This window comes from Streptomyces sp. CoH27, from assembly GCF_020181035.1.
Lineage (GTDB): Bacteria > Actinomycetota > Actinomycetes > Streptomycetales > Streptomycetaceae > Streptomyces > Streptomyces camelliae.
This window is the reverse complement of record NZ_JAIQYY010000025.1, coordinates 85,602-106,594: the sequence shown is the minus strand read 5'-3', so window position 1 is coordinate 106,594 and position 20,993 is coordinate 85,602. Positions and strand designations below refer to the sequence as shown.

At 71.9% G+C, this 20,993-nt stretch carries 15 protein-coding genes; 12 read left to right on the top strand and 3 right to left on the bottom strand.

Translation table 11 applies throughout. The annotated features are described in order from the left end of the window. Positions 1–344 precede the first annotated feature (344 nt). Together miaB and LE548_RS34975 are read left to right on the top strand one after the other, a co-directional pair. Positions 345–1,874 carry a tRNA (N6-isopentenyl adenosine(37)-C2)-methylthiotransferase MiaB gene (gene miaB, locus LE548_RS34980; RefSeq protein ID WP_225101052.1) on the top strand — a complete coding sequence of 510 codons (1,530 nt, stop codon included), beginning with the start codon at positions 345–347 and terminating at the stop codon, positions 1,872–1,874. Positions 1,875–2,119: 245 nt separating this feature from the next. Continuing rightward, positions 2,120–2,833, top strand: a complete 714-nt coding sequence (locus LE548_RS34975; RefSeq protein ID WP_225101051.1) for a class III extradiol dioxygenase subunit B-like domain-containing protein — start codon at positions 2,120–2,122, stop codon at positions 2,831–2,833. A 366-nt stretch (positions 2,834–3,199) separates the two neighbouring features. Here LE548_RS34975 and LE548_RS34970 read toward each other — a convergent pair whose 3' ends face one another. Both LE548_RS34970 and LE548_RS34965 read right to left on the bottom strand, forming a co-directional pair. Continuing rightward, positions 3,200–3,484: an antitoxin gene (locus LE548_RS34970; RefSeq protein ID WP_225101050.1), complete on the bottom strand. Its 285-nt coding sequence runs from the start codon at positions 3,482–3,484 to the stop codon at positions 3,200–3,202. Positions 3,485–3,508: 24 nt separating this feature from the next. Then, entirely contained in the window at positions 3,509–3,817 is a 309-nt protein-coding gene (locus LE548_RS34965; RefSeq protein WP_225101049.1) for a hypothetical protein, read from the bottom strand. Positions 3,818–4,000: 183 nt separating this feature from the next. Between LE548_RS34965 and miaA the strand changes: the two genes are divergently transcribed. The 6 genes from miaA (at position 4,001) to hflX (ending at position 12,527) form a co-directional block, all read left to right on the top strand. Continuing rightward, complete coding sequence (gene miaA / locus LE548_RS34960) at positions 4,001–4,939, top strand: tRNA (adenosine(37)-N6)-dimethylallyltransferase MiaA (protein WP_225101048.1); 939 nt, start codon at positions 4,001–4,003, stop codon at positions 4,937–4,939. A gap of 269 nt (positions 4,940–5,208) precedes the next feature. Next, positions 5,209–5,730: a hypothetical protein gene (locus tag LE548_RS34955; protein WP_225101081.1), complete on the top strand. Its 522-nt coding sequence runs from the start codon at positions 5,209–5,211 to the stop codon at positions 5,728–5,730. Positions 5,731–5,803: 73 nt separating this feature from the next. Beyond that, complete coding sequence (dapF, locus tag LE548_RS34950) at positions 5,804–6,679, top strand: diaminopimelate epimerase (RefSeq protein WP_225101047.1); 876 nt, start codon at positions 5,804–5,806, stop codon at positions 6,677–6,679. 316 nt (positions 6,680–6,995) lie between these two features. Next, entirely contained in the window at positions 6,996–9,266 is a 2,271-nt protein-coding gene (locus LE548_RS34945) for a bifunctional (p)ppGpp synthetase/guanosine-3',5'-bis(diphosphate) 3'-pyrophosphohydrolase (protein WP_225101046.1), read from the top strand. A 91-nt stretch (positions 9,267–9,357) separates the two neighbouring features. Further along, positions 9,358–10,878, top strand: coding sequence for a M1 family metallopeptidase (locus LE548_RS34940; RefSeq protein ID WP_225101045.1), 1,521 nt, complete (start codon positions 9,358–9,360; stop codon positions 10,876–10,878). A 158-nt stretch (positions 10,879–11,036) separates the two neighbouring features. Then, the gene (gene hflX, locus LE548_RS34935) at positions 11,037–12,527 is read left to right on the top strand and encodes a GTPase HflX (RefSeq protein WP_225101044.1); all 1,491 of its coding nucleotides are present in this window, start codon (positions 11,037–11,039) and stop codon (positions 12,525–12,527) included. 178 nt (positions 12,528–12,705) lie between these two features. Here hflX and LE548_RS34930 read toward each other — a convergent pair whose 3' ends face one another. Then, entirely contained in the window at positions 12,706–13,923 is a 1,218-nt protein-coding gene (locus LE548_RS34930; protein ID WP_225101043.1) for a serine protease, read from the bottom strand. 384 nt (positions 13,924–14,307) lie between these two features. Here LE548_RS34930 and LE548_RS34925 point away from each other — a divergent pair, with 384 nt between their 5' ends. From LE548_RS34925 to LE548_RS34910, 4 genes are all read left to right on the top strand, one after another. Beyond that, a complete protein-coding gene (locus LE548_RS34925; protein WP_225101042.1) occupies positions 14,308–15,873 on the top strand; it encodes a diaminobutyrate--2-oxoglutarate transaminase family protein in 1,566 nt (521 codons plus the stop codon). A 172-nt stretch (positions 15,874–16,045) separates the two neighbouring features. Next, complete coding sequence (locus tag LE548_RS34920) at positions 16,046–17,992, top strand: IucA/IucC family siderophore biosynthesis protein (RefSeq protein WP_225101041.1); 1,947 nt, start codon at positions 16,046–16,048, stop codon at positions 17,990–17,992. A 69-nt stretch (positions 17,993–18,061) separates the two neighbouring features. Further along, entirely contained in the window at positions 18,062–18,841 is a 780-nt protein-coding gene (locus LE548_RS34915) for a GNAT family N-acetyltransferase (RefSeq protein WP_374116212.1), read from the top strand. 214 nt (positions 18,842–19,055) lie between these two features. Continuing rightward, positions 19,056–20,993: ATP-dependent DNA helicase (locus LE548_RS34910; protein ID WP_225101040.1), on the top strand; the 1,938-nt coding region annotated here is incomplete at its 3' end.

Below are 20,993 nucleotides of genomic sequence, written 5' to 3'. Positions count from 1 at the left end.
GCTGTGGGCCATGCCAGGTCTCAGAGCCGATGGCGCGTGCCGAAGAGGCGACACCGCAGGGCCTGATCGGCCGGTGACCGGTGACCGGTGACCGGCAACCGGCGACCGGCGACGGCAGACCTGGTGGGCGGCCGTGGACAACGCCTACTACGCCGACGCCAGGGTCCGGTCGCGCACCATCTCGATGGCGAATCGCGTGAAACGCTCCACAGATCGTTGAGCTGCTTCAGCCGGCCCCCGTACAGGGGAGACGACCAGCTCGCCGCAGCCCCCACCATCCGTGGCGACAGCGCTACGCCAAGAGGGCGACAATCGGTGTCTCCGGGAACGCCTACCCTTGACCCATGACCAGCAGCAGCGACCGGAGCCGGGCAGTGGACCTTCGTTCATCCATGACGTACGAGATCCGCACCTACGGGTGCCAGATGAACGTCCACGATTCCGAGCGATTGTCCGGGCTGCTGGAGGAGGCCGGGTACGTGCGTGCGCCGGAGGGTTCCGACGGCGACGCCGACGTCGTGGTCTTCAACACATGCGCCGTGCGCGAGAACGCCGACAACCGGCTGTACGGCAACCTCGGCCGGCTGGCACCGAAGAAGGCCTCGCGCCCCGGCATGCAGATCGCGGTCGGCGGCTGCCTCGCGCAGAAGGACCGCGACACCATCGTGAAGAAGGCGCCCTGGGTGGACGTCGTCTTCGGCACGCACAACATCGGCAAGCTCCCGGTCCTGCTGGAACGCGCGCGCGTGCAGGAGGAGGCGCAGGTCGAGATCGCCGAGTCCCTGGAGGCCTTCCCCTCCACCTTGCCGACCCGGCGCGAGAGCGCCTACGCCGCCTGGGTGTCGATCTCCGTCGGCTGCAACAACACCTGCACCTTCTGCATCGTCCCGGCCCTGCGCGGCAAGGAGAAGGACCGCCGCACCGGCGACATCCTCGCCGAGATCGAGGCCCTGGTCGGCGAGGGCGTCAGCGAGATCACCCTGCTCGGGCAGAACGTCAACGCGTACGGCTCCGACATCGGCGACCGCGAGGCCTTCAGCAAGCTGCTGCGCGCCTGCGGGACGATCGAGGGCCTGGAGCGCGTCCGCTTCACCTCCCCGCACCCCCGCGACTTCACCGACGACGTCATCGCCGCCATGGCCGAGACCCCGAACGTGATGCCGCAGCTGCACATGCCGCTGCAGTCCGGGTCGGACACGGTCCTGAAGGCGATGCGCCGCTCGTACCGGCAGGAGCGCTACCTCGGGATCATCGAGAAGGTGCGGGCCGCCATCCCGCACGCGGCGATCACGACGGACATCATCGTGGGCTTCCCCGGCGAGACCGAGGAGGACTTCGAGCAGACCCTGCACGTCGTCCGCGAGGCCCGGTTCGCGCAGGCCTTCACCTTCCAGTACTCCAAGCGACCCGGCACCCCGGCCGCGACCATGGAGAACCAGATCCCCAAGGAGATCGTCCAGGCGCGCTACGAGCGGCTCGTGGCCCTCCAGGAGGAGATCTCCTGGGAGGAGAACAAGAAGCAGGTCGGCCGCACCCTGGAGCTGATGGTCGCCGAGGGTGAGGGCCGCAAGGACGGCGCCACGCATCGGCTCTCCGGCCGTGCCCCCGACAACCGCCTGGTCCACTTCTCCAAGCCGGAGCAGGAGGTGCGCCCCGGTGACGTGGTCACGGTCGAGGTGACGTACGCCGCTCCCCACCACCTCCTCGCCGAGGGCCCCGTTCTCTCCGTGCGCCGCACGCGCGCGGGGGACGCCTGGGAGAAGCGCAACGCCGCCGAGGCCGCCAAGCCGGCGGGCGTCATGCTGGGCCTGCCCACGATCGGCGTACCGGCCCCGCTGCCGGCCGCCACGGGAAGCGGCTGCGGCTGCGACTGACCGGTCCGGCCCGACTGCTTCCGGGCAGGCAGGACTGCTTCCCGCCGGTCCGGTCCGACCCCGTCCGTGCCGTCTCCGTGCCGTCCGTGCCGGTCCGACTACTTGTCGACAATCCGGACATAGGGGTATGAACTGGCGGTCAGGATCGACGGCACGCGCGCGGAGGCCGGGGAGCGGTTCGCCGAGCTGGAGTGCGACTCGGGTCCGATCACCTGCTGACCGTCCGGCGGCGTACCCTGCCGGTCATGCTTGTCGCCGCCGCAGTCTGTCCCTGTCCTCCGCTGCTCGTCCCCGAGGTCGCCGCGGGCGCCGCTCCCGAGATGGACGCCGCGCGCTCGGCCTGTGCCGACGCGCTCGGTGTGCTCGCCGCCGCCCGTCCGGACCTCCTGGTGGTCGTCGGGCCCGCCGAGCAGAGCGGACGCGGGCCGTTTCCGCAGGGCACCCCGGGTTCCTTCCGCGGCTTCGGCGTCGACGTGGAGGTACGGCTGGGCCCGGCCACGGACACCGTCCCCGCGCGCGCATTGCCGCCCTCGCTGGCCGTCGCCGCCTGGCTGCTCGGGCGGACCGGCTGGGCGGACGCCCCGATCGAGGGGCTCGGCGTCGGGGAACCCCTGGAGCCCGAGCGCTGCGTCGACACCGGCCGGGAGATCGGCGTACGGGCCGGGCGGGTGGCCCTGCTGGTGATGGGAGATGCAAGCGCGTGCCGCACGCTCAAGGCGCCGGGGTACCTGGACGAGCGGGCGGCCCCCTTCGACGCCGAGGTCGCGCGGGCGCTGGGCGCGGCGGACGTGGCCGCCGTGAAGGCGCTGGACGCCGGGCTGGCGTACGAACTGAAGGCTTCCGGCCGCGCCCCCTGGCAGGTCCTGGCAGGCGCCGCCGAGGGCACAGACCTCACCGGCGCGCTGCTGTACGAGGACGCGCCGTACGGCGTCGGGTACGTGGTCGCCACCTGGTCGTAGACCCGGCCGGCCGCAGACCCACCTGGTCGTGGCCCGGCCTGGTCGCAGACCCACCTGGTCGTGGCCCGGCCCGGTCGCAGACCCCGCTGAACCCGCCGTTCCAAGCCCACCGGCCCCGGGCGTCCGCCATTCCCGGGCGTCCGCCGTTCCCGGCCGTTCCCGTTTCTGGCCGTTCCTGTTCCTGGCCGTTCCCGGCCGCCCCCTTCCTGTTTCCGGCCGTTGGCCGTTCCCGGCCGTGGCCGTGCGCGGAAACGGCGGACGGCCGGGAGCCGATGTGCTCCTCGACCGTCCGCCGATCGGTGTTCCGACCGTGTTCCGACCGTGTGCCGATCCGGTGCGCCGTGTTCCGCCTGCCGTACAGGAGGCTCAGGAAGCCGACGGCGGCTCCTCCGGCCGGACGGGCGTCGCCGGGTCCGCGGCGGGCGTGTCCGGGCCGCTGCCCTCCTTGTGTGCGAGGCGGTCCATCGCCTCCTTGGCCTTGCCGGTGCCCGCATGGATCTTGTCGCTGTACTTGCCCTTGGTCCGCTCATCGACGGCCTTCGCGGCCTTGTCGATGCCGTGCTGGACCTTGTCCCCGTGCTGCCGCGCGAGGTCCGACACCTTGTCCTTGGCCGGGCCCAGCTTGGCCTTCATGTTGTCCAACAGACCCATGGTCCACCTTCCCTCGCGGGACAGTTACCTGCGGGCGCCCTCGCCGGCGGCGCTGTCGGCGGCCTCCTCGGCGGACTGCTGCTTGGGGATGCCGGAGCCCTCGGACGCCTCGTCCGCCCCGGCGTCCGACCGTGCCGGCACGTCCGCGTGCCCGTCTCCGGCCGAACCCTTCGCCTCCGCCGCTCCGGCTTCCTTCGCCGCCGCCTCCGACTCCGTCGATTCCGACTCTGTCGCCACCTCGGCTCCGTCCGGCTCCACACCGGCCGTCGCCTCCGTGTCCGACGTCTCCGGAGTCGCCTTCGACTTGCCGAAGATTCGAGCAAACACGCCCATTTCCACTCCCATACGGTACTCGTGCGGGCGAATTCCCGCGTCACCCGGTGCGTACGGTTGCGCCGCCCGGGTCACCGGCTCCGGCGGACCGGAGGCGGCACCTCGCCACGGGCAACGACGCGGAAACCCACTCGTCACGTAACTCGTTCGAGACCCCACCGGGAGGTTTGCGAAACTGGTGCGGTGAGCAGTGCACTCCCCACCCCCCGCGTCATCGCCGTCGTCGGACCCACCGCGGCCGGAAAGTCCGATCTCGGCGTCTTCCTGGCCCAGCAGCTCGGCGGCGAGGTCGTCAACGCCGACTCCATGCAGCTGTACCAGGGGATGGACATCGGCACCGCCAAACTGACGCCCGAGGAACGCGGCGGCGTACCGCATCACCTGCTCGACATCTGGGACGTCACGGCCACCGCCTCCGTCGCCGAGTACCAGAAGCTCTCCCGCGCCCGGATCGACGCCCTGCTCGCCGAGGGCCGCTGGCCGATCCTGGTCGGCGGTTCCGGCCTGTACGTCCGCGGGGCCGTGGACAACCTGGAGTTCCCCGGTACCGACCCCGAGGTCCGGGCCCGGCTGGAGGCGGAGCTGGCTCTGCGCGGCTCGGGCGCCCTGCACGCCCGGCTGGCCGCCGCCGACCCCGAGGCGGCCCGCGTGATCCTGCCCAGCAACGGCCGCCGTATCGTCCGGGCGCTGGAGGTGATCGAGATCACGGGTCGGCCCTTCACCGCGAACCTGCCCGGGCACGACTCGGTCTACGACACGGTCCAGATCGGCGTCGACGTAGCTCGTCCAGAACTGGACGACCGGATCGCGCGCCGCGTCGACCGGATGTGGGACGCCGGCCTCGTGGACGAGGTGCGCGCACTGGAGGCGCAGGGCTTGCGCGAGGGGCGCACGGCGTCGCGCGCGCTGGGCTACCAGCAGGTGCTCGCGGCGCTCGCCGGGGAGTGCACGGACGCGGAGGCCAGGGCCGAGACCGTACGCGCGACCAAGCGCTTCGCGCGCCGTCAGGATTCATGGTTCAGGCGGGATCCTCGGGTGCACTGGTTGAGTGGGGCCGCGGCCGACCGCGGGGAACTTCCGCACCAGGCGCTGGCGTTGGTCGAACGACCGGTTACAGCCTGATCACGTGATGGCATCGGGATGCGCCGCCGGTCATCCCGGCCTTCGGCGCCGTGCCATCATCGACCTTCGATCGACCAAGTGGAGCCTAGTTGGGAGGGCGCGTGGCGATGGAGGCCGGCCCTCGCGACACCGCACAAAGTGCCGAGCACGTCACCACCGTCGGCGCTGAACCGGATCCCGCCGAGGCCTGTCCGACCGAGGACGGACCGACGCAGAACCGGTCGGCCGTCGACCGCCCGGACGGAGGCCGTCCGACCGGCGAGCGGCTGATGGACGACCGGCTCGACGCGGACCGCTTGGACAGGGGCCGTCCGGCCGGCGGTCATCTGCCGGACGACCGGCTCGACGCGGACCGCCTGCCGGGGGACCGGCTGGCCGACGACGGCCCCTACGAGTCCCCGGACGGGGTGACCGCCGACGGACCGACGCCCGAGGAGATGTACGAGAGCGGACCCGAGGTCGAGGTCGAGCTGCGCCCGCAGCGCCGGCTGCGCATCTGGCAGCTCGCGCCCATCGTGGGCCTGTCCGCCGTCGGCTCCCTGATGTTCGCCTTCCCGCTCGCCTTCGACTTCGGCGACAGCGGTGCGGTGATCGCCATGCTGGGCCTGCTGATCTGCTCGTGCGCCGCCGGCTGGGGCATGATGGCCGCCCGCCGCGTGGGCTACACCTGGCCTGGCCTGCCCCCGCGCGGCTCCGGCCGCCGGGCCGACTGGCGGGTCGTCCTCGGGTACGTCCTGCTGGTGGCCGTGGTGGTGGTCCTGGCGGTGTGGCGCGTGGCCAGGCTCCGCTGAAGCACCCCCTCAGGGCTCCGTACCCCCACCTCCGCCCGGCCCACCCGGCGGAGCGACCCCGTACGATCGAGGGATGAGCACGCCCACGCGCATCCCCTTCCTCAAGGGGCACGGCACCGAGAACGACTTCGTGATCGTCCCGGACCCCGAGAACGCCCTCGACCTGTCCCCTGCTGCCGTCGCCGCCCTGTGCGACCGCCGGGCCGGCATCGGGGGTGACGGAGTGCTGCACGTGGTGCGGTCCGCGGCGCACCCGGAGGCGCAGGCGATGGCCGCCGAGGCCGAGTGGTTCATGGACTACCGCAACGCCGACGGCTCGGTCGCCGAGATGTGCGGCAACGGTGTTCGTGTGTTCGCGCGCTACCTCCAGCACGCCGGACATGTGGCCGAAGGTGACTTCGCGATCGCCACGCGCGCGGGCGTGCGCTCCGTCCACCTCGCGAAGGACGGGGACGTCACCGTCGGCATGGGCCGGGCGCTCCTCCCCGAGGGTGAGGTCACGGTGTCCGTCGGCGAGCACAGCTGGCCCGCGTGGAACGTGAACATGGGCAATCCGCACGCCGTTGCTTTCGTCGAGGACCTCGGGCACGCGGGCCGGCTGCTCGGCCCGCCCCCGGTCAGCCCGGCCGAGGCCTACCCGGACGGCGTGAACGTCGAGTTCGTGGTCGACCGCGGCCCCCGCCACGTCGCCATGCGCGTGCACGAGCGCGGCTCCGGCGAGACCCGCTCGTGCGGCACGGGCACGTGTGCCGTCGCCGTGGCCGCCGCCCGGCGCGACGGCGTCGACCCCGCCGTGACCGGCACCCCGGCCACGTACACCGTGGACGTGCCCGGCGGACGCCTGGTCATCACCGAGCGGCCCGACGGCCAGATCGAGATGACGGGACCCGCCGTGATCGTCGCCGAGGGCGAGATCGACGGCGAATGGCTGGAAAACGCCGTCCGCTGACCGAGCGTCAGCCCCTGTGGCACCACCACGACAGCGGCCCCGGGCGCCCGGACCAGCGGTTTCCGGTGCCCGCGGGCCGACCGTCGACCGACGGGGGCCGTTCGGAACTGCGGGCGTGCCCAGGCCAGGTGGCGCAAACCCTAAACCTCATTTCCGTCGCTCGATTGGGTGATCCGTTTCACGCTCGGCGAGAGGCGGTCGGTCACGCGTGGTGGGCTCGGTAGCATCAAGCACCGGCACGGACGGGGGAACGTTGCCATCCCTGAGCCGCGTACGCCTGGAGCCCCGTCCGCCGGTCCACGAGCCGGAGGTGCCCATGAGTGCGGAGGCCACGAACCCTGCGACCCCTGGACCGGTAGCGCCCGCAGCGGCCGCGGCGGCCACCGCCCCCGCGGTGCCCCGGGCGGACCGCAGGAAGTCCCGGCCCCGGATCGACCTGCGCAGGCTCGGCCGGGCCGCGCTGCTCGGCCCCGCCGTCCGCGGCAAACTGCCCGACGCCATCAGCCATGTCGTGGAGGCGCACCGCGCCCACCATCCCGACGCCGACCTCGACCCGCTGCGCCGTGCCTACGTCCTCGCGGAGTCCTCGCACCGAGGCCAGATGCGCAAGAGCGGCGAGCCGTACATCACCCACCCGCTCGCCGTGACCCTGATCCTCGCCGAACTCGGCGCGGAGACCACCACGCTGACGGCTTCACTGCTTCACGACACCGTCGAGGACACCGACGTGACGCTCGATCAGGTGCGGGAACAGTTCGGCGAGGAGGTTCGTTATCTGGTCGACGGGGTGACGAAACTCGAAAAGGTCGACTACGGGGCAGCCGCCGAGCCCGAGACCTTCCGCAAGATGCTCGTCGCCACCGGCAGCGATGTGCGCGTGATGTCGATCAAGCTCGCCGACCGGCTGCACAACATGCGCACGCTCGGCGTGATGCGCCCCGAGAAGCAGGCGCGGATCGCCAAGGTCACCCGCGACGTCCTCATCCCGCTCGCCGAGCGCCTCGGTGTGCAGGCCCTGAAGACCGAGCTGGAGGACTTGGTCTTCGCCATCCTCCACCCCGAGGAGTACGAGCACACCAGGGACCTCATCGCCGAGAACGCCGCCCGCCGGGACGACCCGCTCAATGAGGTCGCCGACGAGATGCGCGGCGTGCTGCGCGAGGCCGGTATCCCGGCCGAAGTCCTCATCCGCCCCCGGCACTTCGTCTCCGTCCACCGCGTGGCCCGCAAACGCGGCCGGCTGCGCGGCGCCGACTTCGGCCGCCTGCTCGTGCTCGTAGGCGAGGACGCCGACTGTTACGGAGTCCTCGGCGAACTGCACACCTGTATGACGCCGGTGGTCTCGGAGTTCAAGGACTTCATCGCCGTACCGAAGTTCAACCTGTACCAGTCGCTGCACACCGCCGTCGCCCGCCCCGACGGCCAGGTGGTCGAAGTCCTCATCCGCACCCACCAGATGCACAAGGTCGCCGAGGCCGGCGTCGTCGCGCTCGGCAACCCGTACGCCCCCGCCTCCGACCCCTCCGCCTCCGACACCCCGGCCTCCGACGCCCCCGCCGACGGCGAGCGCGCCGACCCCACTCGCCCCGGCTGGCTCTCCCGGCTCCTCGACTGGCAACAGGCCGCTCCCGACCCCGACACCTTCTGGTCGACCCTGCGCGAGGACCTCGCCCAGGACCGCGAGATCACCGTCTTCCGCCCCGACGGCGGCACCCTCGGCCTGCCCGAGGGTGCCACCTGCGTCGACGCCGCCTACGCGCAGTACGGCGAGGACGCACACGCGTGCATCGGCGCCCGGGTCAACGGCCGCCTGGCCACCCTCAGCACCGTCCTGAAGGACGGCGACACCGTCCAGCTCCTCATGGGCCAGGACCCGGCCTCCGAGCCCTCCCGCGAGTGGCTGGAGCACGCCCACACCCCGGCCGCCCGCATCGCCATCCAGCGCTGGCTGGCCACCCACCCCGGCGGCGGCACCGGGACGGAGGAGCCCAGCGGTCCGCGCACCGAACCGGCCGGCACCGCGGCCTGCGCCCGCCCCGCGGACAGCGCCCCCGCACCGAGCACGGCGCGGGAGAGCACAGCCAGGCAGACCACGGCCCGGGACAGCTCGGCGGAAGGCACCGCCCGCTCCCGGGGCGCGGACGTCCTCGCGGACCGGCCCGGCGCCGCCGTGCGGCTGGCCGGCTGCTGCACCCCCGTACCGCCCGACGAGATCACCGGTTTCGCCGTACGCGGGGGAGTGGTGACCGTGCACCGCATCGAGTGCGTCACGGTGGCGCACATGAAGAGCCGAGGGCGCGCGGAGATCGGCGTGCGCTGGGGGAATGCCACCGAGATCCGGGTCACGCTGGTCGCTGAATCGTTCGGCCGCCCCCATCTGCTCGCCGATCTCACCGAGGCGATCTCCTCCACCGGCGTCGACATCGTCTCGGCGACCGTGGAACCGCCCAGCCAGCAACGGGTACGGCACACGTACACCCTCCAGCTTCCCGACGCGGCCCACCTGCCGGCCCTGATGCGGGCCATGCGGGACGTGCCGGGCGTGTACGACGTGGCCCGCGCCCAGCACCAGGGCCCGGCCCTCTGAGCGGTGCCGGGAGGCCCCGGACCGAACCCGTTCGGGTGGGCCGGGCGCGCGTCGCCGTCGTAGCGCGGCGGCGCACTGGTAGCGGTGGTGCATGCTGCTCACCCCTCGTTCCCGCCGCACCCCCCGGATCTCCCGGCACCGCAGGGCGGCCCTGCTCGCCTCCGCAGTCTCCGTCTGCCTCCTCGCCGCCGCGGCCCCGGCCGAGCCCCTGGGCATCGGCGACCGCCTCTACCCGTACCTGGGCAACCCCGGCTACGACGTGGCGTCGTACGACCTGTCCTTCACCTACTCCGGCCGGAACGACAAGCCGCTGGACGCCGTCACCACCATCGACGCCTGGACCACCGCCGACCTGGAGCACCTCAACCTCGACTTCACGCACGGCACCGTCCGCTCCGTCGAGGTCGACGGGCGCCCCGCGGACTTCGCCGAGGCCGGCGAGGACCTGGTCGTCACGCCGGACCACCCCCTGTCCGAGGGCAGCTGGACCCGGATCACCGTGCGGCACACCAGCGACCCCGTGCCCACCAAGGACCACGACGGCGGCTGGGTGCAGACCACCGACGGACTCGCCATGGCGAACCAGGCCGACGCCGCCCACCTGGTCTTCCCGTGCAACGACCACCCGTCCGACAAGGCGATGTTCACCTTCCACATCACCGCCCCGAACGGCTACACGGCCGTCGCCAACGGACTGCCCGCCGGAGCGGACCGGGTCGGAAAGACCACCACCTGGACCTACCGCACCCAGCACCCCATGGCCACCGAACTCGCCCAGGTCTCCATCGGCCGCTCCGCCGTGCTGCATCGCGAGGGCCCGCACGGACTGCCGATGCGGGACGTCGTACCCAGCGCCGACGCCAAGGCCCTCGAACCATGGCTGGCAAAGACCCCCGACCAGATCGCCTGGATGGAGAGCAAGGTCGGCCCGTACCCCTTCGAGACGTACGGCGTGCTCATGGCGCAGGCCTCCACCGGGTTCGAGCTGGAGACCCAGACCCTCTCGCTCTTCGAGAAGAACCTGTTCACCGAGCCCGCCTATCCCAAGTGGTACATCGAGTCGATCATGGTGCACGAGCTGTCCCACCAGTGGTTCGGCGACAGCGTGAGCCCGCGCGCGTGGTCCGACGTCTGGCTCAACGAGGGGCACGCCACCTGGTACGAGGAGCTGTACGCCGAGGAGACCGCGCACCGGCCCATGGAGGACCGGATGAAGGCCGCCTACAGCGCCTCCGACAGCTGGCGCGAGGCCGGCGGCCCGCCCGCCCGGCCCAAGCCGCCCACGCCCGGCCAGAAGATCGGCATCTTCCGTCCGAACGTCTACGACGGCGCCGCGCTCGTGCTCTACGCCCTGCGCCAGGAGATCGGCCGCCCGGCCTTCGAACGGCTGGAGCGGCTCTGGGTCCGCACCCACCGGGACTCCACCGCCACCACCGCCGACTTCGTCCGGCTGGCCTCCGCGGTCTCCGGCCGCGATCTGAGGGGATTCTTCCAGGACTGGCTGTACGGCGAGAAGACCCCGCCCATGCCCGGCCACCCGGACTGGAAGGCGACGGCACCGGTCAAGGACGCCGAACCCGCCACGTCCGCGGGGTCACGGAGCGCGCAATAACACGGTGACGAGGCGGGCCGTCTCGTGCGACCATCGTCGGGTCGGCGCGAGACGGGACACGGGAATCTCCCGGGGTACTCGTACGTTATGTGAACAAGCGGTCCGGACGACCGCCGTACCGACGCCGAAACGGCACTCTCCATCGACGTAAGGATCCAATGACCTCCTCTTCTTCCCCTTCCCAGGAGACCAAGCGCCTCGCGCACGCCTATCCCGAGGGTCTTCGGGCCGATGCCCTGATGGAAGAGGACGTCGCCTGGAGCTACGAGATCGACGGCGAGCGGGACGGCGAGCAGTTCGACCGCTCCGAGCGCGCGGCCCTGCGCCGTGTGGCGGGCCTGTCCACCGAGCTGGAGGACGTCACCGAGGTCGAGTACCGCCAGCTCCGTCTGGAGCGGGTCGTGCTCGTCGGCGTGTGGACCACCGGCACCGCCCAGGACGCTGACAACTCTCTCGCGGAGCTGGCCGCCCTCGCCGAGACCGCGGGCGCGCTCGTGCTCGACGGCGTCATCCAGCGCCGCGACAAGCCCGACGCGGCCACGTACATCGGCTCCGGCAAGGCCGTCGAGCTGCGCGACATCGTCCTTGAGACCGGCGCCGACACCGTCATCTGCGACGGTGAGCTGAGCCCCGGCCAGCTGATCCAGCTGGAGGACGTGGTCAAGGTCAAGGTCATCGACCGTACGGCCCTGATCCTGGACATCTTCGCCCAGCACGCCAAGTCCCGCGAGGGCAAGGCGCAGGTCGCGCTCGCCCAGATGCAGTACATGCTGCCGAGGCTGCGCGGCTGGGGCCAGTCGCTGTCCCGGCAGATGGGTGGCGGTCGCGGCGGCCTCGCCACGCGTGGCCCCGGTGAGACCAAGATCGAGACGGACCGGCGCCGGATCCGCGAGAAGATGGCGCGGATGCGCCGGGAGATCGCGGAGATGAAGACCGGCCGCGACCTCAAGCGCCAGGAGCGCCGGCGCAACAAGGTGCCGTCCGTCGCCATCGCGGGCTACACCAACGCCGGCAAGTCCTCGCTACTCAACCGCCTCACGGGCGCCGGCGTCCTGGTCGAGAACGCCCTGTTCGCGACCCTGGACCCGACCGTCCGCCGCGCGGAGACGCCGAGTGGCCGGCTGTACACGCTGGCGGACACGGTCGGCTTCGTCCGCCATCTGCCGCACCACCTGGTCGAGGCGTTCCGCTCCACCATGGAGGAGGTCGGCGACTCCGACCTGATCCTGCACGTGGTGGACGGCTCGCACCCGAACCCCGAGGAGCAGCTCGCCGCCGTGCGCGAGGTGATCCGGGACGTCGGCGCCACCGAAGTGCCCGAGATCGTCGTGATCAACAAGGCGGACGCGGCCGACCCGCTGGTTCTCCAGCGGTTGCTGCGCGTCGAGAAGCGCTCCCTCGCGGTCTCGGCCCGCACCGGCCAGGGCATCGAGGAACTGCTCACCCTGCTCGACCAGGAGCTGCCCCGCCCCGCGGTCGAGATCGAGGCCCTCGTGCCGTACACCCACGGCAAACTCGTCGCCCGCGCCCACGCCGAGGGCGAGGTCATCTCCGAGCAGCACACGGCGGAGGGCACCCTGCTCAAGGTCCGGGTGCACGAGGAACTGGCAGCGGACCTGGCACCGTATGTTCCGGTGTCAACGGCCTGACCCGTGACGGAACGAAAGGCCCGCTCCCTGGTGAAGGGGAGCGGGCCTTTCAGCGTCCCGTAAGGGCCGCGGGCTGTATCGATATGCGGCTCCGCCGCGCGGGCGGGAACTGCCGATGACAGGCGGTCAGCCGCCCACGCGCCGTCGTCAGGCGGACGAGAAGGTGACGCGACCCCCCTTACTGCCCAGCGAACTTCTTGCTGACGGACTGATACACACCCTTGGCCACATCACCGAACCGCGGCCCGGCCAGCCAGCCCGACGACACCGGACCGATCGACGTGTTGGAAACCAGCGCGGGCTTGCCGTCCGCACCGGTCTCCACCCAGCCCCCTCCGGAGGAGCCGGCGGTCATCGTGCAGCCGATCCGGTACATCGTCGGGTCGGACTTCTGGATGGACAGCCGGCCCGGCTTGTCCGTGCACTGGTAGAGCAGCTGCCCGTCGAACGGAGCCGCCTCCGGGTACCCGGACGCGGTGATGCGGCTCACCTTCGGCACCGCCGGGGCGTTGAAGTTCACCGGCAGCGCCCCGCCGACCGTCTCCTCCAGCGACTTGCCGCCGTTGCCCTGCTCCGGCGTCACATGGATCACCGCGTAGTCGTACGAGGCACCCGAGCCGCCGGTCTCACCGCCGTTGTCGATCCACTGCTGCGAGGTCTGTGCGGCGTCGGCCCACCAGACGCCGAAGGGCGCGATCTGGGACTTGCTGGCGCTCTGCAGCTGGTCGAGCGACTTGGCGGAGTTGTTGTACGACGGCACGAAGGCCATGTTGCGGTACCAGCCGCCGTTCTTGCCGGCGTGCACACAGTGACCCGCCGTCCAGACCAGGTTGGACTTGCCCGGGTGTGCGGGGTCCTCCACGACCGTGCCCGAGCACACCATGTGGCCCTCGGGGGAGTCGAAGAACACCTTGCCCGACGTGGCCGCGTTCACGTGGTACGGCGCCGCCACCGCCTGCGCCTTCACCGGCTGCGGGGTGGGGTCCGTCACGCCCTGGTCGCCGGAGATGTCGTTGTCGTTGACGCCCTTGGTCGGGTCGTTGGCGTGACGCATCCGGTCCGGGTCCCACAGACCCTTGATGATCGGGTTGACGAAGTCGTTGGCCTCGCGCAGCCAGTCCTGCTTGTTCCAGTTCTTCCAGGCGCCGTTCTTCCACTTGTCGATATCGATCCCGTGCTCCTTCAGCTTCTGCTTCAGGTCGTCCGGGATCCTGATCTTGCCGTCGCCGGCCGCGGCCGCGGAGGCGGACGGCTTGCTGTCGGCGTTGTCGTCGCCGTTGCAGGCGGTGGCGGTCATCGCCAGCGCCGAGACGAGGGCGACCGCCGCGAGCGAGCTGGAGGTGCGGCGGGTGCCCCTCCCTCGCCGAACGGTGAACGACGGCCGTATGGATCGCATGCTCTTGACTCCCCCTGTGCTGAAGGAACTCGGCGCTTGTGCCGTGCCACCGACGCCGAACTCATGAGGAGTTCATGCCGGTCTCACGGCGTTCTTGGAACGGCGTCCCACACTATGCCCTCGCTGTGGGGGTCTTCCGATGGAACGGCAACGGTTCGGCTACAGCCGTCTGACCTGGCCGATCCTCGGTGGGCGTACCGATGTGACAGCCACTCACCCCGCCCGGTCGCCGAACCCCCCGACGTTTCCCGCTCACATGGCAATCTTCTGCCCTTGACCCGTAACCCGCCGGGCGGTCCGCGGTTGTAGCGGTGGGGGGCCAGCTGCCTGTCTTCGGTCCCCGCGGATCAACTCGCCTCTGAACAGCGGGGAGGACAGCGAGCCGTGGCCGTTACGGAGTCGGTGGCTGGGGGTGCGCCCGGGGAAGCGCGTGGTGTGCACGAGGGGATCCTCAGACGCCAGTCGGCGCGGGAGTCCTCCGCCCGCACGTATGCCAGGGCGCTGCCCATCGTCCCGGTCCGGGCGCGCGGGCTCACCATCGAGGGCGCCGACGGTCGCCGCTACCTGGACTGCCTTTCCGGCGCCGGCACCCTCGCCCTCGGCCACAACCACCCGGTCGTGCTGGAGGCCATCCGCAGGGTCCTGGACTCCGGCGCCCCCCTCTCCGTCCTGGACCTGGCGACTCCCGTCAAGGACGCCTTCATCACCGAGCTCTTCCGCACCCTCCCTCCCGGCCTCGCGGACCGGGCCCGCGTCCAGTTCTGCGGACCGGCCGGCACCGACGCGGTCGAGGCCGCGCTGAAGCTGGTCCGGGCCGCGACCGGCCGCACCGGCATCCTCGCCTTCACCGGCGCCTATCACGGCATGACCGCCGGCGCCCTGGCCGTCTCCGGCGGCGCCCGCGACATCCAGGTCGCCCGCCTGCCCTACCCGCAGGACTACCGCTGCCCCTTCGGCGTCGGCGGCCCCTACGGCGCCGAACTCGCCGCCCGCTGGACCGAGTCCCTCCTCGACGACCCCAAGTCCGGCGTACCGCTGCCCGCCGGCATGATCCTCGAACCCGTGCAGGGCGAGGGCGGGGTGATCCCCGGACCGGACGACTGGCTGCGCCGTATGCGCCGGCTCACGGCCGACCGCTCCATCCCGCTGATCGCCGACGAGATCCAGACCGGAGTCGGCCGGACCGGCGCCTTCTGGGCCGTCGGCCACAGCGGTATCACCCCCGACGTCATGGTCCTGTCCAAGGCCATCGGTGGCAGCCTTCCGCTGGCCGTGATCGTCTACCGCGACGTCCTCGACGTCTGGCAGCCCGGCGCCCACGCGGGCACCTTCCGCGGCAACCAGCTCGCCATGGCCGCGGGCACCGCCACGCTCGCTCACGTCCGCGAGAACGGCCTCGCCGCCCGAGCCGCCACCCTCGGCTCCCGCATGCTCACCCAACTCGCCGAACTCTCCGCCCAGTTCGCCTGTGTCGGTGAGGTACGGGGACGCGGACTGATGATCGGGGTCGAGCTGGTCCACCCGGACGGCGAGCCGGTGCCCCCGGGCGGCGACGGCGACGGTGCCGGCGACAGCGCCGCGCCCGGTGACCACGCCCACGGGACCGTCGCTCCGGCACCCGCCCGCACCCCGCGCCCGGCGGCTCCCGAACTCGCCGCAGCCGTGCAACGCGAGTGTCTCCAGCGCGGGTTGATCGTCGAACTCGGCGGCCGGCACACGTCCGTGGTCCGGCTGCTGCCCCCGCTGACGATCAGTGACGAGCAGGCTGCGGCCGTGCTGGACCGCCTGGCGGATGCGGTCGCGGCAGTGGCCCGCCGCCACGAGAAGCACGGCCCCCAGCACTCCCCACAGAAGGACTCCCAGCGCGGTCCGCAGCGCGACTCCCAGCAAGGTCCGCAGTGCGGCCCCCAGCACGGCCGGCGGCACGGACCTGCCCAGCGCGCCGGCTGAGCCCCGCACCGCCACCGTCCGGTCCCTCCCCTCCCTGCCGCAGGCCCTCGTCACCGCGAGTCCCCGGCGCCGCGAGCCACTGCGCCGCCCACGGCCACCGCAGGCCACCAGGGAACGCCCACCGGGCGACAGCACGAGCCCCGCACCCACCAGCCGGCCCCGAGGAACCGTCATGAACGCCACCCCCACTCCCGACGGCAGCTCCGGTTCTCCCGAAGAACAGGGAGACTCCGGCACCCCGCCCTCGTCCGTCCCGCTCGCCGAGTCGGTTCCCCAGCAGAAGCGGCGCACCGCGGACCTCACCCGGGTGACGGAGCCCGGCGCCGACCTGCTGGAGGACCCCGACCCGCGCACCGCGGCCCAGTGCGCTGCCACGGAGAACCTGCTGCGGTGCTGGGTGCGCGAGAGCGACCTCGCGGCACCCACGAGCGGCACCCTCCGCCTTCCGCTTCCCGCCAGCGGCACCTCCCTCCTCGTACCGGTCCGCTACTGGTCCCCGACGGGCTGGCACCGCTTCGGCCCGCCCCGCCTCACTCACGCACCCGATTCCGCCCCTCCTCTCGACGCCGTCACGCTGGCCGCGCTGCTCACCCGGGAGACGCCCGCCGCCCCGCCCGCTGCCCCAGCCCGCGCCGCGAGCGGCCGCGGCGACGACGGCGACCTCGTGGCCAGGGTCGCCGACTCCCTGCGCCGCACCGCGACCTTCATCCGCGCCCGCCGGGAACACCCCACCGAGGTCCCCGATCTCTTCCTCGGCGCCGAGCAGGCCCTCCTCCTCGGGCACCCCCTGCACCCGACCCCCAAGAGCCGCGAAGGCCTGAGCGAGTCCGAAGCCGCCCTGTACTCACCCGAAGTGCACGGCTCCTTCCCGCTGCACTGGATGGCTGTCTCCCCCTCTCTGCTCGCCACCGACTCGGCATGGACCGAGCGCGGCCGCCCCGTCCCCGCCGACCACCTCACCCGGCGCCTGGCCGGCCCCGGACTTCCCCTGCCCGACGGATACGCCGCGCTGCCGCTGCACCCGTGGCAGGCCCGCGAGCTGCGCCACCGCGCACCCGTCGCCGCCCTGCTGGACTCCGGCCTCCTCCGCGACCTCGGCGCCTACGGCGCCGCCTGGCACCCCACCTCCTCCGTACGTACGGTCCACCGATCCGGCGCCCCCGCGATGCTCAAGCTGTCGCTGGGCCTGCGCATCACCAACTCCCGCCGCGAGCACCTGCGCAAGGAGCTCCACCGCGGAGTCGAGGTGCACCGGCTGCTGCGCACCGGCCTGTCCCGGCAGTGGCTGGCGGATCACCCGGGCTTCGACATCGTCCGTGACCCGGCCTGGCTGGCCGCCGACGACCCGGACGGCCGTCCCGTGCCCGGACTCGACGTGCTGATCCGGCACAATCCGTTCGCCCCGGCCGACGACGTCGGCTGCGTCGCCGGGCTCGTCTCGCCCCGACCCCTCGCCGAGCCCGGCGACACCCCTTCCGCGCCGCGAGCCACCTGGCCGATGGGATCCCGGCTGGCCCAGCTCGTGGCACGGCTGGCCGCTCGTACCGGCCGACCCATGGGAGCCGTTGCCGCGGAGTGGTTCCTGCGCTACCTGGAGCAGGTCGTCCGGCCCGTGCTCTGGCTGGACGGAGAGGCCGGCATCGCCCTCGAAGCCCATCAGCAGAACACCCTGCTCCTGCTCGACCGCGACGGCTGGCCGGCCGGTGGCCGCTACCGCGACAACCAGGGCTACTACTTCCGCGAGTCCCGGCGGGCCGAACTGGACACCCGGCTGCCCGGCATCGGTGAGCGCAGCGACACCTTCGTCTCCGACGAGGTCACCGACGAGCGCTTCGTCTACTACCTCGCCGTCAACAACGTGCTGGGGCTGATCGGCGCCTTCGGCTCCCAGCGCCTTGCCGACGAACGCCTGCTCCTCGCCGCTTTCCGCCGCTTCCTCACGGACCTCGCCTCGGGGCCCGCCCCACTGCGCACGTCCCTGCCCCGCCGCCTGCTCGACTCACCCGTCCTGCGCTGCAAGGCCAACCTGCTGACCCGGCTGCACGGCCTGGACGAACTCGTCGGCCCGGTCGACACCCAGTCCGTCTACGTCACGATCACCAACCCCCTTCATTCCTGAGCAATCCGCACCGCCCGACCGCATTTCCCGAGGACCACGACCCACCTCGCCTCCTGAGAGGAGCGCACCGTGCCTCCCACCGACGCGACCGCCGGCAACAGCCCCGCCCGCGTTCACCCGGGCGTCCCTGCCCACCCCGACCCCCCAGCGGACGGCGCCGGCAGCCGAGACACGCCATTCACCGGGTTCACCATCGAGGCCGACGACGAGGACGTGGAGGACACCCTCGACCTGCACCTGCCCGCCGACTTCCTTGCCCGTTTCGTCGCGGGGACTGCCTGCCTTCTCGACCGGCTTCCCACGTGGGGGCCGGTCGTCACCCCCGTCGGCTTCTTCCACCTTGTGCCGGTGCGTATCGACGACGACCTGCCCCTCGTACACCGCTGGATGAACGACCCCGAGGTCGCCCGGTCCTGGGAGCTGGCCGGGTCCCAGAGCCGGACCGAGGAGCACCTACGGGCCCAACTCGACGGCGACGGGCGGAGCGTGCCGTGTCTCGGTGTACTGGACGGCACACCGATGAGCTACTGGGAGATCTACCGGGCGGACCTGGATCCACTCGCCCGCCACTATCCGGCCCGTCCGCACGACACCGGGATCCATCTCCTCGTCGGTGGGGCCGCGGATCGCGGGCGGGGGCTCGGATCCGCCCTGCTCCGAGCCGTCGCCGACCTCATCCTCGATCGGCGCCCGGCATGCGCCCGCGTCGTAGCGGAACCCGATCTTCACAACACCCCCTCTGTCGCGGCTTTCCTGAGCGCTGGATTCCGGTTCGTCGCCGAGGTGGATCTGCCCGGCAAGCGGGCCGCCCTCATGATCCGGGACCGAGTCCTGCGCGATGTTCTGTAGCGCTGAGTGACCGAGCGTTCACAGATTGAACGTCTCCCGTTCCGGCGAGGTTCCCGCTCGGTCAGAAAATTCCGCGGCGGCCGAGAAACCCAAGAATCGTCCGCTGCCTCCGCCCCTCTTCCTCCCGTCCCACCAGGAGCCAGGCCGTGACCCCGCCCCCCGTTCCCGCCTTGACCGCTCGTTTGTCGGTGCCGGGCCGTAGGGTGGTCGGGCTATGACGAAGCCCTCACTCCCCGAACTCCTGCATGCCGCTGTCACCGCTGTCGGCGGCACGGAGCGCCCCGGCCAGGTGACCATGGCCGAATCGGTCGCCGAGGCGATCGATGACGGATCCCACCTGCTGGTCCAGGCCGGCACCGGCACCGGAAAGTCGCTGGGCTATCTCGTGCCCGCGCTCGCGCACGGGGAGAGAGTGGTCGTGGCGACGGCCACGCTGGCACTGCAGCGCCAGCTCGTGGAACGCGACCTGCCGCGCACGGTGGACGCCCTGCACCCGCTGCTGCGCCGCCGCCCGGAGTTCGCGATGCTGAAGGGCCGGTCGAACTATCTGTGCCTGCACCGGCTGAACGAGGGCATGCCGCAGGACGAGGAGGACGGTCTCTTCGACCAGTTCGAGGCCGCCGCGCCCACCAGCAAGCTGGGCCAGGACCTGCTGCGGCTGCGTGACTGGGCGGACGAGACCGAGAACGGCGACCGGGACGATCTCACCCCGGGTGTCTCGGACCGCGCCTGGGCGCAGGTGTCGGTGTCCTCGCGGGAGTGCCTGGGCGCGACGAAGTGCGCCTACGGCGCCGAGTGCTTCGCGGAGATGGCCCGCGAGCGTGCCAAGCTCGCCGAAGTCGTCGTCACGAACCACGCCCTGCTCGCCATCGATGCCATCGAGGGTGCCCCGGTCCTGCCTCAGCACGAGGTGCTGATCGTGGACGAGGCCCATGAGCTCGTCTCCAGGGTCACCGGCGTCGCCACCGGCGAGCTCACCTCGGGCCAGGTCAACCGCGCCGTGCGCCGCGCAGCCAAGCTCGTCAACGAGAAGGCCGCCGATCAGCTCCAGACCGCCGCCGAGGGCTTCGAGCGGCTGATGGAGCTGGCCCTGCCGGGCCGTCTGGAGGAGATCCCGGAGGACCTCGGGTACGCCCTGATGGCGCTGCGGGACGCGGCCCGCACGGTCATCTCCGCGATCGGCGCGACGCGCGACAAGTCGGTGCAGGACGAGGACGCGGTCCGCAAGCAGGCGCTGGCCTCGGTGGAGACGGTGCACGACGTGGCGGAGCGCGTCCTGAACGGCTCGGAGTGGGACGTCGTCTGGTACGAGCGGCACGACCGCTTCGGCGCGTCCCTGCGGATCGCCCCCATGTCGGTCTCGGGCCTGCTCAGGGAGAAGCTCTTCGCGGACCGCGCGGTCGTCCTCACCTCCGCCACCCTGAAACTGGGCGGCGACTTCAACGGGGTCGGCGCCTCCCTGGGGCTGGGCCCCGAGGGTGCGGAGGGCGAGGACCTGCCCAAGTGGAAGGGCGTCGACGTCGGCTCACCCTTCGACTACCGCAAGCAGGGCATCCTCTACGTCGCCAAGCACCTCTCGCGCCCGGCGCGGGACGGCGAGCGCTCGGACATGCTCGACGAGCTGACCGAACTCATCCAGGCGGCCGGCGGTCGCACACTGGGTCTGTTCTCCTCGATGCGGGCCGCCCAGCTCGCCGCGGAGGAGCTGCGCTCGCGGATTCCGGAGTTCCCGATCCTGCTCCAGGGCGAGGAGACCCTCGGTGAGCTGATCAAGAACTTCGCGGCCGACCCCAGGACATGCCTCTTCGGCACGCTCTCGCTGTGGCAGGGCGTCGACGTCCCGGGGCCCAGCTGCCAGCTGGTCGTCATGGACAAGATCCCGTTCCCGCGCCCCGACGACCCGCTGATGAGCGCCCGGCAGAAGGCGGTCGAGGAGGCGGGCGGCAACGGCTTCATGGCGGTTGCCGCCACCCACGCGGCCCTGCTCATGGCCCAGGGCGCGGGCCGCCTCGTCCGTGCGTCAGGGGACCGGGGCGTGGTCGCCGTACTGGACCAGCGGCTGGCCACCGCGCGCTACGGCGGCTATCTGAAGGCGTCACTGCCGGACTTCTGGTACACCACGGACCGTAACCAGGTGCGCAAGTCGCTCGCG

Coding starts and splice junctions, on each gene's coding strand:
- LE548_RS34975 (WP_225101051.1), top strand. CDS start 2,120: ATGCTTGTCGCCGCCGCAGTCTGTCCCTGTCCTCCGCTGCTCGTCCCC.
- LE548_RS34930 (WP_225101043.1), bottom strand. CDS start 13,923: ATGCGATCCATACGGCCGTCGTTCACCGTTCGGCGAGGGAGGGGCACC.
- LE548_RS34955 (WP_225101081.1), top strand. CDS start 5,209: ATGGACGACCGGCTCGACGCGGACCGCTTGGACAGGGGCCGTCCGGCC.
- miaB (WP_225101052.1), top strand. CDS start 345: ATGACCAGCAGCAGCGACCGGAGCCGGGCAGTGGACCTTCGTTCATCC.
- LE548_RS34940 (WP_225101045.1), top strand. CDS start 9,358: ATGCTGCTCACCCCTCGTTCCCGCCGCACCCCCCGGATCTCCCGGCAC.
- dapF (WP_225101047.1), top strand. CDS start 5,804: ATGAGCACGCCCACGCGCATCCCCTTCCTCAAGGGGCACGGCACCGAG.
- LE548_RS34945 (WP_225101046.1), top strand. CDS start 6,996: ATGAGTGCGGAGGCCACGAACCCTGCGACCCCTGGACCGGTAGCGCCC.
- LE548_RS34920 (WP_225101041.1), top strand. CDS start 16,046: ATGAACGCCACCCCCACTCCCGACGGCAGCTCCGGTTCTCCCGAAGAA.
- LE548_RS34965 (WP_225101049.1), bottom strand. CDS start 3,817: ATGGGCGTGTTTGCTCGAATCTTCGGCAAGTCGAAGGCGACTCCGGAG.
- hflX (WP_225101044.1), top strand. CDS start 11,037: ATGACCTCCTCTTCTTCCCCTTCCCAGGAGACCAAGCGCCTCGCGCAC.
- LE548_RS34970 (WP_225101050.1), bottom strand. CDS start 3,484: ATGGGTCTGTTGGACAACATGAAGGCCAAGCTGGGCCCGGCCAAGGAC.